At 68.5% G+C, this 17687-nt stretch carries 14 protein-coding genes; 11 read left to right on the top strand and 3 right to left on the bottom strand.

Going from position 1 to position 17687, the window contains the following annotated elements:
- Positions 1-8 precede the first annotated feature (8 nt).
- From U0R18_RS03740 to U0R18_RS03730, 3 genes are read right to left on the bottom strand one after another with little or no spacing between them, the layout of a single operon-like run.
- The gene (locus tag U0R18_RS03740; RefSeq protein ID WP_526366062.1) at positions 9-809 is read right to left on the bottom strand and encodes an ABC transporter ATP-binding protein; all 801 of its coding nucleotides are present in this window, start codon (positions 807-809) and stop codon (positions 9-11) included.
- Between the two features lie 10 nt (positions 810-819).
- Positions 820-1254, bottom strand: a complete 435-nt coding sequence (locus U0R18_RS03735; protein WP_526366060.1) for an SRPBCC family protein — start codon at positions 1252-1254, stop codon at positions 820-822.
- Positions 1254-1718, bottom strand: a complete 465-nt coding sequence (locus tag U0R18_RS03730; protein WP_526366058.1) for a peroxiredoxin — start codon at positions 1716-1718, stop codon at positions 1254-1256. Before U0R18_RS03730 ends, U0R18_RS03735 begins: the two co-directional genes overlap by 1 nt.
- Before the next feature lie 188 nt (positions 1719-1906).
- On the opposite strand from U0R18_RS03730, the gene U0R18_RS03725 reads away from it, so the two are divergent.
- From U0R18_RS03725 to pyk, 11 genes are all read left to right on the top strand, one after another.
- The gene (locus U0R18_RS03725; RefSeq protein ID WP_526366056.1) at positions 1907-3445 is read left to right on the top strand and encodes an anthranilate synthase component I; all 1539 of its coding nucleotides are present in this window, start codon (positions 1907-1909) and stop codon (positions 3443-3445) included.
- Positions 3438-4079, top strand: coding sequence for a TIGR02234 family membrane protein (locus U0R18_RS03720; RefSeq protein ID WP_526366054.1), 642 nt, complete (start codon positions 3438-3440; stop codon positions 4077-4079). Before U0R18_RS03725 ends, U0R18_RS03720 begins: the two co-directional genes overlap by 8 nt.
- Positions 4080-4179: 100 nt before the next feature.
- A complete protein-coding gene (gene trpC / locus U0R18_RS03715; protein WP_526366052.1) occupies positions 4180-4998 on the top strand; it encodes an indole-3-glycerol phosphate synthase TrpC in 819 nt (272 codons plus the stop codon).
- Between the two features lie 4 nt (positions 4999-5002).
- Positions 5003-6268 (top strand): tryptophan synthase subunit beta, encoded by a 1266-nt coding sequence (gene trpB, locus U0R18_RS03710; protein WP_526366050.1) that lies wholly within the window; start codon positions 5003-5005, stop codon positions 6266-6268.
- A complete protein-coding gene (gene trpA / locus U0R18_RS03705) occupies positions 6261-7058 on the top strand; it encodes a tryptophan synthase subunit alpha (protein WP_526366048.1) in 798 nt (265 codons plus the stop codon). The genes trpB and trpA overlap by 8 nt, the downstream gene beginning before the upstream one ends.
- The gene (gene lgt / locus U0R18_RS03700) at positions 7055-8986 is read left to right on the top strand and encodes a prolipoprotein diacylglyceryl transferase (protein ID WP_526366046.1); all 1932 of its coding nucleotides are present in this window, start codon (positions 7055-7057) and stop codon (positions 8984-8986) included. The genes trpA and lgt overlap by 4 nt, the downstream gene beginning before the upstream one ends.
- A 39-nt stretch (positions 8987-9025) precedes the next feature.
- Positions 9026-9487, top strand: a complete 462-nt coding sequence (locus U0R18_RS03695) for a hypothetical protein (RefSeq protein ID WP_526366044.1) — start codon at positions 9026-9028, stop codon at positions 9485-9487.
- Complete coding sequence (locus U0R18_RS03690) at positions 9477-9893, top strand: DUF2752 domain-containing protein (RefSeq protein ID WP_526366042.1); 417 nt, start codon at positions 9477-9479, stop codon at positions 9891-9893. The genes U0R18_RS03695 and U0R18_RS03690 overlap by 11 nt, the downstream gene beginning before the upstream one ends.
- Positions 9894-10075: 182 nt before the next feature.
- Entirely contained in the window at positions 10076-14656 is a 4581-nt protein-coding gene (gene gltB, locus U0R18_RS03685; RefSeq protein ID WP_526366040.1) for a glutamate synthase large subunit, read from the top strand.
- Entirely contained in the window at positions 14649-16154 is a 1506-nt protein-coding gene (gene gltD, locus U0R18_RS03680; RefSeq protein ID WP_526366038.1) for a glutamate synthase small subunit, read from the top strand. The genes gltB and gltD overlap by 8 nt, the downstream gene beginning before the upstream one ends.
- Positions 16155-16258: 104 nt before the next feature.
- The gene (pyk, locus tag U0R18_RS03675) at positions 16259-17677 is read left to right on the top strand and encodes a pyruvate kinase (RefSeq protein ID WP_526366036.1); all 1419 of its coding nucleotides are present in this window, start codon (positions 16259-16261) and stop codon (positions 17675-17677) included.
- Positions 17678-17687: the final 10 nt, after the last annotated feature.

Genomic DNA, 17687 nt, shown 5'->3' with positions numbered 1-17687 from the left:
GGCTGTCGTCAGACCTCGATGCGGGTGGCCTTGGTGCGGGCGCCCCAGCGGCCGTCGGTGTAGCTGACGTCGATCGGGTGGTCGAATGCCGCGGTCACGTTTGCGGTGGTGACGGTGTCGACGGCGGCGCCGCTGGCCACCGTGCGGCCGTTGGCGATCAGCAGCGCGTGTGTGGTGGACGTCGGCAACTCTTCCAGGTGATGGGTCACCAGGATGGACGCCATCTCCGGGTGCGCATCGCCCATGGAGTCGACGGTCTCGAGCAGTTGTTCACGCGCCGCGACATCCAGCCCCGTCGTGGGCTCGTCGAGCAACAACAGCTCGGGCGCCGAAATCAGTGCTCGCGCAATGAGACTGCGTCCGCGCTCGCCCTGGGACAGGGTGGGCCAGGTGTCGTCGGCACGTGCGGTCATCCCGACGGTGGCGATCATGGCGTCGGCCCGGGCCAGCTCGTCCGGCGAGGGCGTCCAACGCATCGGGATGTCGATGGTCGCAGTTATCCCGGTCAGCACCACTTCCCGGACCGTCAGCGCACTGTGCAGCTTGTGCCGCGGATTCACGTGACCGATCGAGTGCCGCAGCCGGGCCAGGTCGGTCTTCCCCATCTGCTCGCCGAGTACCTGCACCGTGCCGCTGGTCGGAAAGGTCACGGCCGCACAGAAACCCAGCAGCGTGCTCTTGCCGGCCCCGTTCGGTCCGAGCAGTGCCCAGTGCTCACCGGGCTGCACCGTCAGTGAGATGCCGTCGATGATCTGTTTGCCGTCGCGGCGGAAGGTCACGTCCGACAGACGCAGGACGGGTTCGGTCATCATGATTCCGCTAGGTCTCGAGCGCCTTCGCGCAACCGGCCAGGATCTGTTCGAATCCCTGGCGCAGGACCCGTGATGTCAATGCCTCGGTGAATCGGCCGCCCGCCACTGCAGGATGGGTATAGGTGGTTTCCCAGTCGACGTGGGTGCCGGTGCCCGACGGCGTGAAGGTCATCGTGCCGCCCTGATGATCCAGCGGCGGAAAGACTTTCACGATCAGATAGGAGTAGCTGTGCGGCGGGTCGTAGGCCGTGATCTCCTCGTTGAACCACATCCCGGCCGCGAAGGCCTCCCGGACGGCGCCCACCCGCGGGCCCGGCGCGTCCGCACGCCAGCCGGCTTTCAGCATCAACCGCGCCGCGGTGAGATTGGCCGGGTCGGCCAACCAGGCGAACACCTGGTCCGGTGGCGCCGCGATGGTGCGTTCGACGTGGATGCGAACCATCAGGCGGACTTTCGCGCACGCAGTGTTTCGAGCGCCTTGTCGGCGTGGCTGTCCATCGAGGTCTCGCTGGCGATCACGTCGAGAACCGTGGCATCGGTGTCGATCACGAACGTGACCCGCTTGACCGGGATGAGCTTGCCCAGCAATCCGCGCTTGACCCCGAACCGGTCGGCGATGCGGCCGTCGGCGTCCGAGAGCAGCGGGTAGTCGAAGCGCTGCTTGTCGGCGAACTGCGCCTGCTTGTCGACGCTGTCCATGCTGATTCCGACCCGCTGGGCGCCCACGGCGGCGAACTCGCCGGCCAGGTCACGGAAATGACAGGCCTCCTTCGTGCAGCCCGGTGTCATCGCGGCGGGGTAGAAGAACAGCACCACGGGCCCACCGGCAAGAATCTCGCTGAATCGCCGGTCGGTGCCGGTCTGGTCGGGCAGCACAAAGTCGTCGACACGATCGCCTCGTTTCATGGTGGGTCACGCTACGCCGGGTTCGGCGAGCGGTGTTGTTCCGCGAGTGCGAGGCCCGGCGTGATGCGCCCGCCGGGTTCGGCGAGCGGTGTCGTTCCGCGAGTGCGAGGCCCGGCGTCATGCGCAGGCCCCGCGGGGGAACCGGGCGACGAGGATGACCTCGCGGGCCGGTCTGGGAGAATGACCGGGTGTTAGAGGACATCACCACCACGCGGGCCGACTTCCGCGCCCTGGCGGCCGAGCACCGCGTGGTCCCCGTGATCCGCAAGGTGCTCGCCGACAGCGAGACCCCGTTGTCGGCCTACCGCAAGCTGGCCGATAGCCGTCCGGGCACCTTCCTGCTCGAATCGGCCGAGAACGGACGGTCGTGGTCGCGCTGGTCGTTCATCGGTGCGGGCGCCCCGTCGGCGCTGACCGTGCGCGACGGCGAGGCGGTGTGGCTGGGCAGCACCCCGCAGGGCGCGCCCGCCGGCGGTGATCCCCTGCAGGCGTTGCGTGACTCGCTGGACCTGCTGGCCACGGCCGGGCTGCCGGATCTGCCGCCGCTGTCGGGTGGGATGGTCGGCTACTTCGCCTATGACCTGGTGCGCCGACTCGAGCGCCTGCCCGAACTCGCCGTGGATGACCTGCAGCTGCCGGACATGGTGATGCTGCTGGCCACCGACATCGCTGCGGTGGATCACCATGAGGGCACCATCACCCTGATCGCCAACGCGGTGAACTGGAACGGCACCGACGCACACGTGGACGAGGCCTACGACGATGCGATCCGGCGCCTGGACACCATGACCAATGCGCTGGGTCAGCCGCTGCCGTCGACGGTGGCGACGTTCACCCGACCGGCCGCGGTGCACCGCTCGCAGCGCACGGTCGAGGAGTACACCGCCATCGTCGAGAAGCTCGTCGGCGACATCGAGGCCGGCGAGGCCTTCCAGGTGGTGCCGTCCCAGCGTTTCGAGATGGACACCGACGTCGATCCGATCGACGTGTACCGGATGTTGCGGGTGTCCAATCCGAGCCCGTACATGTATCTGCTCAATATTCCCAATGATGTTGGGGAGACGGCTTTTTCGATCGTCGGGTCCAGCCCCGAGGCGCTGGTCCAGGTCAAGGATGGCTGGGCCACCACGCATCCGATCGCCGGCACCCGCTGGCGCGGCGCCACCGAGGAGGAGGATCAGCTGCTCGGCAAGGACCTGCTGGAGGACGAGAAGGAGCGCGCCGAGCACCTGATGCTGGTCGATCTGGGCCGCAACGATCTGGGCCGGGTCTGCGTCCCGGGAACCGTGCGCGTCGAGGACTACAGCCACATCGAGCGCTACAGCCACGTCATGCACCTGGTTTCCACCGTCACGGGAATGCTCGCCGACGGCCGCACCGCACTGGACGCCGTGACGGCCTGCTTCCCGGCCGGGACGCTCTCGGGCGCCCCGAAGGTGCGGGCCATGGAACTCATCGAAGAGGTCGAGAAGACCCGCCGCGGCCTCTACGGCGGTGTCGTCGGGTACCTGGATTTCGCCGGCGACGCCGACTTCGCCATCGCGATCCGTACCGCGCTGATGCGCGACGGCACGGCCTATGTGCAGGCCGGTGGCGGCGTGGTCGCCGATTCGAACGGGCCCTACGAGTACAACGAGGCCACCAACAAGGCCAAGGCGGTGCTCGCTGCCGTCGCGGCGGCCCAGACGCTGACGGCCGCGGGCGCGGCTCGGGAATCCGATGACTGACAAGGCGCGGCGGCTCATCCGGACCGCCCAGCTGCTCTTGGTGCTCGCCGGACTCGGACTGTGGGGGGCCGCCCGGCTGCCCTGGGTGTCGATCACGACCTTCGACGGGCTGGGGCAGCCCAGGACCACGACGTTGAGCGGCGGTACCTGGTCGACGGCGTTGATCCCGCTCGCGCTGCTGCTGGTGGCCGCCGCGGTTGCCGGACTGGCGATCCGGGGCTGGCCGCTGCGGGTGCTGGCGCTGCTGGTGGCGCTGGCCAGTGCCGCGGCGGGCTATCTGGCGATCGCCCAGTGGGTGGTTCCCGATGTGTCGGCGCGGGCGGCCGAGTTGGCGGGGATACCGGTGATGTTCCTGGTGGGCAGCGAACGCCGGTACGGCGGCGCGGTGCTGGCGTTGATCGCCGCGGTGCTGGCGCTGGTTGCCGCGGCCATCTTGATGCGCGCCGCCGCGCGCGCCCGCGGGGGTGCCGTGACCTCCGACAAGTACGTGACACCGTCGGCGCGACGGTCGGCCGCCCGGTCCGCTTCGGCCCCGGCGCAGGCCGACGACGCCACCGACGCGTCCGAGGTGTCGGAGCGCCGACTGTGGGATGCGCTCGACGACGGGCAGGATCCGACTGCAGAGGGTCGGTGACGGGGCAGCCCGCCACGGCGGCTACCCTTTGTAAACGGAAATCTCGGCGATTCTTCGACATCACGATCAGCGAGGGCCACGAGCGAAAGGGGCGGCGGGCATGAGTTCGGCGACGGTTCTCGACTCCATCATCGAAGGAGTCCGCGCAGACGTCGCCGCCCGGGAAGCCGTCGTGAGCATGGCGGACGTGAAGGCCGCGGCACACGCGGCGCCACCGCCCCGCGACGTGGTCGCGGCGCTGCGCCAGCCCGGGATCGCCGTCATCGCCGAGGTCAAGCGCGCGAGCCCGTCCCGTGGTCAGTTGGCCAACATCCCCGATCCCGCCGACCTGGCACGCGCGTATCAGAGCGGGGGCGCCCGGATCATCAGCGTGCTCACCGAGGAGCGCCGGTTCAACGGCTCGCTGGACGACCTGGACGCGGTGCGCGCCGCCGTGTCGATTCCGGTGCTGCGCAAGGACTTTGTGATTCGGCCCTACCAGATCCACGAGGCCCGTGCCCATGGCGCCGACATGCTGCTGCTGATTGTCGCCGCGCTCGAGCAGTCGGCCCTCGAGTCGATGCTGGATCGCACCGAGTCGCTGGGGATGACCGCACTCGTCGAGGTGCACACCGAGGAAGAGGCCGACCGCGCGCTGCAGGCCGGCGCCAAGGTCATCGGCGTGAACGCGCGTGATCTCAAGACCCTCGAAGTCGACCGGGACTGCTTTGCGCGCATCGCGCCGGGGCTGCCCTCCAACGTGATCCGCGTGGCCGAGTCGGGGGTGCGCGGCACCGGCGACCTGCTGGCCTACGCCGGCGCCGGGGCCGATGCGGTCCTGGTGGGTGAAGGTCTGGTCACCAGTGGTGATCCCCGCAGCGCGGTGGCGGATCTGGTCACCGCGGGCACCCATCCGTCCTGCCCCAAGCCGGCCCGCTAGCCCGGTGGCCGAACCGAAGAACCCCGGTCTCCCGCCCGCCAGTGCGGGCATCGTGGAGCCCAGCGGTCATGAACCCGATTCGGGCGGGCACTTCGGTGCGTACGGCGGGCGGTTCGTCGCCGAGGCGTTGATGGCGGTGATCGAGGAGGTCACCGCTGCCTACGAGAAGGCGCGTGCCGATCAGGAGTTCCTCGACACCCTGGACGAGCTGCAGGCCAACTATGCCGGTCGCCCGTCGCCGCTGTACGAGGCCACCCGGCTCTCCGCGCACGCCGGCGGGGCTCGACTGTTCCTCAAGCGAGAAGACCTCAACCACACCGGATCTCACAAGATCAACAATGTGCTCGGGCAGGCGTTGTTGGCGCGCCAGATGGGCAAGAAGCGCGTGATCGCCGAGACCGGCGCGGGTCAGCACGGCGTGGCCACTGCCACCGCGTGTGCCTTGCTCGATCTCGAGTGCGTCATCTACATGGGCGCCGTCGACACCGCCCGTCAGGCCCTCAACGTGGCCCGCATGCGACTGCTCGGCGCCGAGGTGGTGTCGGTCGACACCGGGTCGGCAACCCTCAAGGACGCGATCACCGAGGCGTTCCGGGACTGGGTGACCAACGCGGACTCCACCTACTACTGTTTCGGCACCGCCGCCGGGCCGCATCCGTTCCCGATGATGGTGCGCGACTTCCAGCGCGTCATCGGCCTCGAAGCCCGGGTCCAGATCCAGGAGCGCGTCCATCGACTGCCCGACGCCGTAACCGCCTGCGTGGGCGGCGGATCGAACGCGATCGGCATCTTCCACGCCTTCATCGACGACCCGGGTGTTCGACTGGTGGGCTTCGAGGCCGCCGGCGACGGCGTGGAGACCGGCCGGCACGCGGCGACCTTCACCGGCGGATCGCCGGGAGCCTTCCAGGGGTCGTACTCCTACCTGCTGCAGGACGAGGACGGCCAGACCATCGAATCGCATTCGATCTCAGCGGGTTTGGACTACCCCGGCGTCGGCCCCGAGCATGCCTACCTCAAGGACATCGGCCGCGCGGAGTACCGGCCGGTGACCGACAGCGAAGCGATGGAGGCCTTCCGTCTGTTGTGCCGCACCGAGGGAATCATTCCGGCGATCGAGTCGGCCCACGCCGTCGCCGGTGCGCTCCAACTCGGCACCGAGCTGGGCGAGAACGCGGTGATCGTGGTGAACCTGTCCGGCCGGGGCGACAAGGACGTGGCGACGGCGGCAAAGTGGTTCGGTCTGCTCGACGGCGGCACCGATGAGTGAAACCCGCGGTGTGGCACCAATCTTCGCTGCCTGCCGAGAAGAGAATCGTGCCGCGCTGATCGGCTACCTGCCCACCGGATATCCCGACGTGGACACCTCGATCGACGCCATGGTCGCCTTGGTCCGGTCCGGTTGCGACATCATCGAAGTCGGCATCGCGTACTCGGATCCGGGGATGGACGGTCCCACCATCGCGCGCGCCACCGAGACGGCATTGAGCCGCGGTGTCCGGGTTCGGGATGCCCTGCGCGCGGTCGAGGCGATCACCGCGGCCGGCGGTCACGCCGTGGTCATGACGTACTGGAACCCGGTGCTGCGCTACGGCGTCGACGCGTTCGCGCGGGACCTGGCCGGCGCCGGCGGGCTGGGTCTGATCACGCCCGATCTGATTCCGGACGAGGCCGATACCTGGCTGGCCGCCTCCGATCACCACCAATTGGACCGGGTCTTCCTGGTGGCCCCGTCGTCCACCCCGGAGCGGCTGGCGATGACCGTTGCCGCCTCGCGCGGGTTCGTCTACGCCGCCTCCACCATGGGTGTGACGGGCGCCCGCGCCGCGGTGTCCAACGCGGCGCCCGAACTCGTCGCACGGGTCCGGGCGATCTCCGACATTCCGGTCGGGGTGGGCCTGGGCGTGCGGTCGCGCGAGCAGGCTGCCGAGATCGGGTCCTATGCTGACGGCGTGATCGTGGGCTCGGCGCTGGTGTCCGCGTTGGACGGCGGCGTCGACGCAGTGAGCGCCCTGACGGCGGAACTTGCGCAAGGAGTGCGACAGCGGGTGAGCGCGTGACGACGACAACCCTGGCCTATTTCCCCAGCCCCGCACAGGGCGTCTGGCACCTGGGTCCCGTTCCCATTCGGGCCTACGCGGTGTGCATCATCGTCGGCATCATCGCGGCGCTGCTGGTCGGCGATCGGCGTTGGGTCGCCCGGGGCGGTGAGCGGGGCGTCATCTACGACATCGCGTTGTGGGCCGTGCCGTTCGGTCTGATCGGCGGCCGGCTCTATCACGTGATGACGGACTGGAGGACCTACTTCGGTCCGGGCGGCGCCGGCCCGATGGCCGCGTTGCGGATCTGGGACGGCGGCCTGGGCATCTGGGGCGCGGTGGCGCTCGGCGGCGTCGGGGCGTGGATCGCCTGCCGGCGCCGCGGAATCCCGCTGCCCGCGTTCGGAGATGCGATCGCGCCGGGGATAATCCTTGCGCAGGCGATCGGCCGGGTCGGCAATTACTTCAACCAGGAGCTCTACGGCCGCGAGACCACGGTTCCGTGGGGGATGCAGATCTTCTACCGGCAGGATCCCTCCGGGATCATCGACGTGCACTCGCTCAACGGGGTGTCGACCGGTCAGGTGGCCGCGGTGGTCCACCCGACCTTCTTGTACGAATTGCTCTGGAACCTCCTGGTTTTCGTGGTCCTGCTCCTCGTCGATCGCCGGTTCAAGATGGGTCATGGCCGGCTGTTCGCCCTCTATGTGGCGCTGTATTGCGTGGGCCGGTTCGTGGTGGAACTGCTGCGCGACGACACCGCGACACACATCGCCGGAATCCGGATCAACTCGTTCACATCGACCTTCGTCTTCCTCGGCGCGGTGGTGTACCTGATCCTCGCCAAGAAGGGCCGGGAAGACCCGAGCAGCTTGGGCGGCCGGCATGACGCGGACGAGTTCGACGACGAGCCGGAGCTGGCCCCGGCGCTGGCCGCGGAGCTGGCCGCGGTCGCAGCGGGGACCGGCGTGGTGGCCGCGGCGACCGTCGCGGGCGCCGAGGACGAGGAGGCTGCCGACCCGGACGCCGCCGGGGACGCGGACGACGCGTCCGAGGAGGCCGAGGACTTCGATCTCGAGGACAGCGGGGCGCTCGATGTCACGGCCCGCGACGAGGACGCCGATCTGGACCTGCTCGACTCCGCGGACGAATCGGAGTCGGTCGACGAATTCGAGGCGCTCGATGATTCGGGCGCGTCCGAGGCAGAGGACGAGTTCGCCGCCGAGGATTTCGTCGGCGAGGATGCGGACGATGTCGAGCCCGACGCCGAGGACGAAGCCGTGGTCGAGACCGAGGTAATCGCCCCGGGTGTCGAGGTGGAGTCCGCCGACGACGCCGAGGACGACGTCATCGACGAGGACCACGACCCGATCAGCGAAGAAGAACTCGAAGGTCTGTCGGACGATGTTGCGGTGGCGGCGCCAGTGTCCGAGCAGGAGGAGTTGCTCGAGGACGAGGTGGCGGACGAGGACGACGCGGCAGCCGAGGCAGACTCCGCCGACCCATCGACCGTGATCGAGGATGCCTCGGACGAGGCCGCCGATACGGGAACTGACACGGCCGAAGCTGCATACGAAACGCCTGCCGAAGCTGACGCGGAGGATCCGGAGGAATCGGTCACCGAGGCCGACGACGTTGCGGAATCCCAGGACGCACCGGAACCCGAGGGCGCCGCGGAATCGGTCACCGAGGCCGAGGACACCCCGGAACCCGAGGACGCACCGGAAGCTGCGCCTGAAGACGCTCCGGTCCCTGAGGATGCCGCGGAGCCTGCCGGTGAGGTGGAGGGCGCCGAGGAATCGGTCACCGAGGCCGAGGACACCCCGGAACCCGAGGTTGCGCCGGACGCCGATGCCGAGCCCGAAGCAGAACAGCCGGAACCCGAGGTCGAGCAGACCGAGGAACCCGTTGCGCCCCGGCGCCGGGGTCTGTTCCGTCGGCGGCGCTGACGTCCCTGGGCCGGGCGGCCGGTCTGGCATGCTGATGCCATGACGGATCCGAACTACGGTGCGAACCCCTCCGACGGGTTCCCCCCACCCCCGCCTCCGGGATATCCGCCGCCGCCACCGCAGCCCGGGCCCTACTATCCGCCGCCGCAGGATCCGTACGCGTTCGCGCCACCGCCGGGCGTCTACTTCGATCCGGCCGCACCGTTCGGCCGGGATCCGATAACCGGCGAACCGTTCTCGGACAAGTCCAAGGTGATCGCGGGCCTGCTTCAGCTCATCGGGCTGTTCGGGCTCCTGGGATTCGGGCGGCTCTACGTCGGCCAAACAACTACCGGCGTTATGCAACTGGTTGTCGGATTGGTTTGTACTTGGCTGTTGTCCTGGCTGACATGTGGCTTGTCAGCGCTTGTCCCGGTGATCTGGGGCATCGTGGACGCCATCATGATTTTCGGCGGTAGTGTCCGCGACGCTCAAGGGCGTCCATTGCGCAATGGCGCATAAAGCCCACCTTGTGCTGAATAGAGCCCAGCTCTATACGACGCTGGGCTCCGGCGGTGTGCTGCTGGGCGCCCTGACCTACGTCGGTGTGGTGGACCCGCACCGCCCCGGATCGGCATTCCCGGGCTGCCCGTTCAAGCTGGCCACCGGCTGGAACTGCCCGGGCTGCGGGGGCCTCCGAATGGTGCACGATCTGCTGCACGGTGACCTCTCTGCTGCCGTCGTCGACAACGTCTTCCTGCTGGTCGGGCTGCCCAGTCTGGCGTTCTGGGTGTTGCTGAGGATGCGGCAGGGGCGGGCGGTGTTCGGTCCGGTGACGGTGACCGTATTGGTCGCGCTGACCGTCGTGTGGACCGTCATGCGGAACCTGCCAGGCTTCCCGCTGGTGCCGACAATTCTCGACGGGTAGCCGGGTCGTCCCGCTGATACACTCTGAACACGGCGTTCGCAGCACCCACGGTGCTCGCCCACGTCGCTCGCGGGCCGACGCAGTCCCGTATCGATACACCGACTGCGGACCTGCCTGAGGACAAGAAGCCCTTCAGCACAACAACTCTCGCTACCGCGGTCATGCTGCGGAGGTGCGTGTACATGCTGTTCTCGGCGCTGCCTGAGGCCCAGGGTCTCTACCATCCCGAGCGTGAGCGCGACTCATGCGGTGTGGCGATGGTCACCGATATCAAGGGTCGCCGCTCGCACAGCATCGTCGCCGACGGCCTGAAGGCCCTCGAACACCTCGAACACCGTGGGGCCGCGGGCGCCGAACCCAACAGCGGTGACGGTGCCGGCATCCTGCTGCAGCTGCCTGTCGAGCTGCTGCGCGCCGTGGTCGATTTCGAACTTCCGACGCCGATCGGGGACGCGAACACCTTCGCCGCGGGCATCTGCTTCCTGCCGCAGGACCCGGACGCCCAAACCGCGGCGATGGCGCGAGTGGAGGCGATCGCGGCCGACGAGGGCATCGAGGTGCTCGGCTGGCGCACGGTGCCCGTGGACGCCGAGGGCGCCGACATCGGACCCACCGCGCTGGGTTGCATGCCCCATTTCGCCCAGTTGTTCGTGGCCGCACCGGAACGCGACGGCGTGCGCCCGGCGGGGCTGGCGCTCGACCGGCTGGTGTACCCGGTGCGCAAGCGCGCCGGTCATGTCACCCCGGACGTCGCGGCCGCCGGCACGGGCGTCTACTTCGCGTCGCTGTCCAGTCGGACCATCACCTACAAGGGCATGCTGACGGCGCCACAGATGTCGCACTTCTTCCCGGACCTGGCCGACGAGCGGTGTACCAGTGCCATCGCCATCGTGCACAGCCGGTTCTCCACCAACACCTTCCCGTCGTGGCCCCTGGCCCACCCGTTCCGCTTCGTCGCCCACAACGGCGAGATCAACACCGTTCGCGGGAACCGGAACCGGATGCACGCCCGTGAGGCGATGCTCGCCAGCGCGCACATCCGTGGCGATCTGTCGCGGCTCTCGCCGATCTGCACCCCCGATGCGTCGGACTCGGCATCGTTCGACCAGACATTGGAACTGTTGCACCTCGGCGGTCGCAGTCTGCCGCACGCGGTGATGATGATGATCCCGGAGGCCTGGGAGAACAACGCCACCATCAGCCCGCAACGGCGGGCCTTCTGCCAGTTCAACGCCTCCATCATGGAGCCTTGGGACGGGCCGGCCTGCGTCACCTTCACCGACGGCACCGTCGTGGGAGCAGTGTTGGACCGCAACGGATTACGGCCGGGCCGGTGGTGGCGCACCATCGACGACCGGATCATCCTCGCCAGTGAGGCCGGGGTGCTCGATGTGCCGTCGGCCGAGGTGGTCGCCAAGGGCCGGCTCGAGCCGGGACGGATGTTCCTGGTCGATACGTCAGCGGGCCGGCTGGTGCCCGACGAGGAGATCAAGGATGAACTGGCCGCAGCCGAACCCTACGGCGAGTGGCTGGACGCCGGACTGCTGACCCTCGAGTCGCTGCCCGAGCGTGCGCGGGTGCATCCCAACCACGAATCGGTGGTCCGACGCCAGATCGCCTTCGGCTACACCGAGGAAGATCTGCGAATCATGCTGGCGCCCATGGCGGCATCCGGCGCCGAGCCTCTCGGATCGATGGGCACCGACACCCCGACCGCGGTGCTGTCGCAGCGCTCGCGGCTGTTCTACGACTACTTCATCGAACTGTTCGCCCAGGTGACCAATCCGCCGCTGGACGCCATCCGGGAGGAGATCGTCACCTCGATGGCGCGCGTAATGGGACCGGAGCAGAATCTGCTCAACCCCACCGCGGCCTCCTGCCGGCAGATCCACGTGCCCTGGCCGATTCTCGACAACGACGAACTGAACAAGATCGTCCACATCAACGACGACGACGACCACCCCGGGCTGCGAACGGCGGTGCTCAAGGGCCTCTACGACGTCGAGCGCGGTGGGACCGGTCTGTCCGAGGCGCTCGAGGATCTGCGGCTGCGGGCATCGGAATCCATCGCCAGAGGCGCTCGCACGCTGGTGATCTCCGACCGGGACTCCGACCACACGCTGGCGCCCATCCCGTCGCTGCTGGCGGTGGCGGCCGTTCATCACCATCTCGTGCGGACCAAGGAGCGCACCAAGGTCGCGCTGGTGGTGGAGACCGGTGACGCCCGCGAAGTGCATCACATGGCCCTGCTGATCGGCTACGGTGCCGCGGCGGTCAACCCATATCTGGCATTCGAGTCGATCGAGGACCTGATCCGCGAGGGTGAGCTGACCGGCATCGAGCCCGCTGCGGCGGTGCGCAATTACCTCAAGGCGCTCGGCAAGGGCGTGATGAAGGTGATGAGCAAGATGGGCATCTCCACCGTCGGTTCCTACACCGGCGCACAGGCTTTCGAGGCGATCGGCCTGGACCAGGCGATGGTCGACGAGTACTTGGAGGGTACCGTCAGCCAACTCGGCGGCGTGGGCCTGGACGTGCTGGCCGACGAGGTCAGGTTCCGGCATCGCCGCGCCTATCCGGAGAACCCGACCGAGCGGGCGCACCGCCGGCTGTCCGTCGGCGGGGAGTACCAGTTCCGCCGCGACGGTGAGCTGCACCTGTTCACCCCCGAAACGGTGTTCCTGCTGCAACATTCGACCCGCACCGGGCGTGCGGACGTGTTCGCGAACTACACCGACGAGGTCGATCGGTTGTCGCGCGAGGGCGGCACGCTGCGTGGCCTGTTCGGATTCCGGACCGGTGTCCGTGAACCGGTTCCGCTCGACGAGGTCGAGTCGGTCGATGCGATCTGTACCCGATTCAACACCGGCGCGATGAGCTACGGCTCGATCTCGGCCGAGGCGCACGAGACGATGGCTATCGCGATGAACAACCTGGGCGGGCGGTCCAACAGCGGTGAGGGTGGCGAGGACGTGGAACGCCTCTACGATCCGCGGCTGCGCAGTGCGGTCAAGCAGGTGGCCTCCGGGCGGTTCGGCGTCACCAGCGACTACCTGGTGAATGCCACCGACATTCAGATCAAGATGGCCCAGGGTGCCAAACCCGGTGAGGGCGGCCAGCTTCCGGGCTACAAGGTTTACCCGAGCATCGCCAAGACCCGGCATTCGACCCCGGGTGTGGGTCTGATCTCACCGCCGCCGCACCACGACATCTATTCGATCGAGGATCTGGCTCAGCTGATCCACGATCTGAAGAACGCCAACGCCGATGCGCGCATCCACGTCAAGCTGGTCAGTTCGGTGGGTGTCGGCACCGTGGCCACCGGGGTGTCCAAGGCGCACGCGGACGTGGTGCTGATCAGCGGCTACGACGGCGGCACGGGCGCAGCCCCGCTGACCTCGCTCAAGCATGCCGGCGCGCCATGGGAGATCGGGCTGGCCGACACGCAGCAGACGCTGGTGCTCAACGGATTACGCGACCGGATCACCGTCCAGTGCGACGGTGGCATGCGCACCGCGCGCGACGTGATGGTCGCGATGCTGCTGGGCGCCGAGGAGTACGGCTTCGCCACCGCCCCGCTGATCGTGTCGGGCTGCATCATGATGCGGGTCTGTCACCTCGACACCTGCCCGGTCGGAGTGGCCACGCAGAACCCCGAGTTGCGGGCCCGGTTCAACGGCAAACCGGAGTTCGTCGAGAACTTCTTCCGGTTCATCGCCGAGGACATCCGGAAGTACCTGGCGCAGTTGGGGTTCCGGACCATCGACGAGGCCGTCGGGCACGCCGAGTTGCTCGACACCGCCGACGGGGTGGCGCACTGGAAGAGCAAGGGGCTGGACCTGAGCCGCCTGTTCGCCGTTCCCGGCGACGCACCCGGGGCGAAGTACCCCGAACGCCGGCGGGTCCGCGAGCAGGATCACGGTCTGGACCAGGCCCTGGACCAGACTCTGGTGGCGCTGGCCGAGGGTGCTCTCGAGGACGCCCATCCGGTGGTGCTGGAACTGCCCGTCCGCAACGTCAACCGGACCGTGGGCACGCTGCTGGGCTCGGAGGTCACCCGGCGCTACGGGGCACAGGGCCTGCCGGCCGACACCATCACCGTCAGGCTCACCGGTTCGGCCGGCCAGTCACTGGGTGCGTTCCTGCCGCCGGGCATAGCCATCGACCTGGTCGGCGACGCCAACGACTATGTCGGCAAGGGACTCTCGGGCGGGCGGATCGTGGTGCGTCCACCCGACGACGTGCTGTTCCTGCCCGAGGACAACGTCATTGCCGGGAACACCCTGATGTACGGCGCGACGTCCGGCGAGGTGTATCTGCGCGGCCGGGTGGGTGAGCGCTTCTGCGCGCGCAACTCCGGCGCACTGGCGGTGACCGAAGGCGTCGGCGACCACGCCTGCGAGTACATGACCGGTGGCCGGGTGGTCGTGCTCGGCCCGACCGGGCGCAACATCGCAGCGGGCATGTCCGGCGGTATCGCGTACGTACTTGGCCTGAACCCAAAGCAGGTGAACACGGCGATGGTGGAGTTGCAGCGCCTCGAACCCGAGGACCTGGCGTGGCTGCGCGAGATCGTCGCGCGCCATGCGCATTTCACGGACAGCACGGTGGCGGCATCGGTGCTGGCGGACTGGCCGCGGCGCAGTGCGCAGTTCACCAAGATCATGCCGACCGACTACCAGAAGGTGCTGCGGGCCACCCGGATGGCCAGGGCCGAGGGCCGCGACGTCGACGCAGCGATCATGGAGGCGACCCGTGGCTGACCCGCAGGGATTTCTTCAGGTGACCAAGGTCGAGGCCCACAAGCGGCCCGTCGACGAACGCGTCGGCGACTGGCGTGAGGTCTACGAGGCGCAGGACGCGCATGCGCGGGCCGCCGAGGTGAGCCAGCAGGCCCGGCGTTGCATGGACTGCGGGATTCCGTTCTGCCATTCCGGAACCGCGGGTTGCCCGCTGGGCAATCTGATCCCGGAGTGGAACGACCTCGTTCGGCGCGGGCGATGGGACGCCGCCAGTGAGCGGTTGCATGCCACCAACAACTTCCCGGAGTTCACCGGGCGGTTGTGTCCGGCGCCGTGCGAGGCGGCCTGCGTGCTGTCGATCGCCGAGGAGCAGACCGGCGGCAGCGTCACCATCAAGCGCATCGAACAGACCATCGTCGACCAGGCGTGGCTCGACGGCTCCGTGGAACCCCAACCGGCCGCGATCTCGACCGGCAAGAGCGTCGCGGTGGTGGGTTCGGGCCCGGCCGGACTGGCTGCGGCACAACAACTCACCCGCGCGGGGCACCACGTCACCGTCTACGAGCGCGACGACCGACTCGGCGGTCTGCTCCGCTACGGCATTCCCGAGTACAAGCTGGAGAAGTCGACGCTGAATCAGCGGCTGGCGCAGATGCGGGCGGAGGGTACCCGGTTCGTCACCGATTGCGAAGTGGGCGTTGATCTTTCGGCGGAGGAGTTGCACAACCGATTCGACGCGGTGGTGCTGGCCGTCGGTGCGCTGCGCGGCCGGGACAACGACGTGGAAGGCCGCAACCTGCACGGCGTACATCTGGCGATGGAACATCTGGTGCCGGCGAACAGGGAATGCGAGGGCGACGGACCGTCACCCATCAGCGCCGCCGGCAAGCACGTCGTGATCATCGGCGGCGGCGATACCGGCGCGGACTGCCTGGGCACCGCGCACCGCCAGGGTGCGGCGTCGGTCACCCAACTCGACTACAACCCCGAACCACCGGAGCTGCGCGACGATTCGGTGTCGCCGTGGCCGACGTGGCCGCTGGTGCTGCGGACCTCCCCGGCCCACGCCGAGGGCGGGCATCGGCGCTACGAGGTCGCCGTTCAGCGATTCGTGGGCGACGAGGACGGCAACCTGCGGGCCATGGAGATCGCCGAGGTCCAGGTGACGCGAGACCCCGGGACCGGGCGGCGCACCATCACGCCGGTCGGTGAGTCGCTGCAGATCCCGTGCGACCTGGCGTTGCTGGCCATCGGTTTCGACGGAGTCGAACACATGCCGCTGCTGGGTGGTCTGGGCCTGGAACTCAACCGGCGTGGCGCGCTGGCGTGCGGATCGGATTGGCAGACGACCGCACCGGGGGTGTTCGTCTGCGGTGACGCCCACCGCGGCGCCTCGCTGGTGGTCTGGGCGATCGCCGAGGGGCGCAGTGCGGCGCACGCCGTCGATGTGTTCCTGATGGGCGAGTCCGACCTTCCGGCACCGGTGCGGCCGTCGGCGCTGCCGCTGGCGGTCGTATAGATGACGACCGTATAGACGACGACGTTGCGAACTTCATGTGGACAATCCGTGCCGGCAACTGTATCGGTCGAGATGGTTACGACCCGCGACTATGCTGAGGCGTCGTGACTAGACGCGGAAAGATCGTTTGTACCCTCGGACCTGCCGTCGGCACAGATGAGATGGTGCGTGCACTGGTCGATGCGGGCATGGATGTGGCCCGGCTCAACATGAGCCACGGTGACTACAGCGACCACAAAGCGGCCTACGACAGGGTCCGTGCGGCCTCCGACGCCACCGCCCGGGCAGTCGGCATCCTGGCCGATCTGCAGGGGCCCAAGATCCGGTTGGGACGGTTTGCCGAGGGAGCCACCAGGTGGCAGACCGGCGAGACCGTGCGGATCACCGTCGAGGACGTCGTCGGCGACCACGATCGGGTGGGCACCACGTACAAGGGTCTGAACCGGGACGCGGCACCCGGGGACCGGCTGTTGGTCGATGACGGCAAGGTCGCGTTGGTGGTGGAGCACGTCGACGGATCCGACGTGGTCTGCTCGGTCACCGAGGGCGGACCGGTCAGCAACAACAAGGGCCTGTCGTTGCCGGGGATGAACGTCTCGGTGCCGGCCTTGTCGGAGAAGGACATCGAGGACCTCGAGTTCGCACTGAATCTCGGTGTGGACCTGGTCGCACTGTCGTTCGTGCGCTCACCCAGCGATGTCGAGCTGGTGCACGAGGTGATGGACCGCGTGGGCCGACGGGTGCCGGTGATCGCCAAGCTGGAGAAGCCGGAGGCGGTGGAGAACCTCGAGGCGATCGTGCTGGCCTTCGACGGCATCATGGTGGCCCGCGGCGATCTGGGCGTCGAGCTGCCACTGGAAGAGGTGCCGCTGGTCCAGAAGCGCGCCATTCAGATGGCGCGGGAGAACGCCAAGCCGGTGATCGTGGCGACCCAGATGCTGGAGTCGATGATCGAGAACTCGCGGCCCACCCGGGCCGAGGCCTCCGACGTGGCCAACGCCGTCATGGACGGCACCGATGCGGTGATGCTGTCGGGGGAGACCTCGGTGGGCAAGTATCCGCTCGACGCGGTCCGCACGATGGCGCGCATCATCTCGGCGGTGGAGGAGAACTCCACCGCCGCACCGCCGTTGACGCATGTGCCGCGCACCAAGCGCGGGGTCATCTCCTACGCCGCCCGCGATATCGGGGAGCGACTGGACGCCAAGGCCCTGGTGGCCTTCACCGAGTCCGGCGACACTGTGCGGCGGCTGGCCCGGCTGCATACCCCGCTGCCGCTGTTGGCGTTCACCGCGCTGCCGGAGGTCCGGTCCCAGTTGGCGCTCACCTGGGGAACCGAGACCTTCATCGTGGACGGAATGCAATCGACGGACGAGATGATCCGGCGGGCGGACCGCGAACTTCTGCAGATGAGCCGCTACAAGCGGGGCGACCTGGTGGTCATCGTCGCGGGCGCTCCGCCGGGCACAGTAGGCTCGACCAACCTGATCCATGTGCACCGGATCGGGGAGGACGACCACTAGAGGAGACATG

The organism is Mycobacterium sp. (assembly GCF_046330795.1).
Taxonomy (GTDB): Bacteria; Actinomycetota; Actinomycetes; order Mycobacteriales; family Mycobacteriaceae; genus Mycobacterium.
This window is presented reverse-complemented; position numbering and strand designations above follow the sequence as displayed.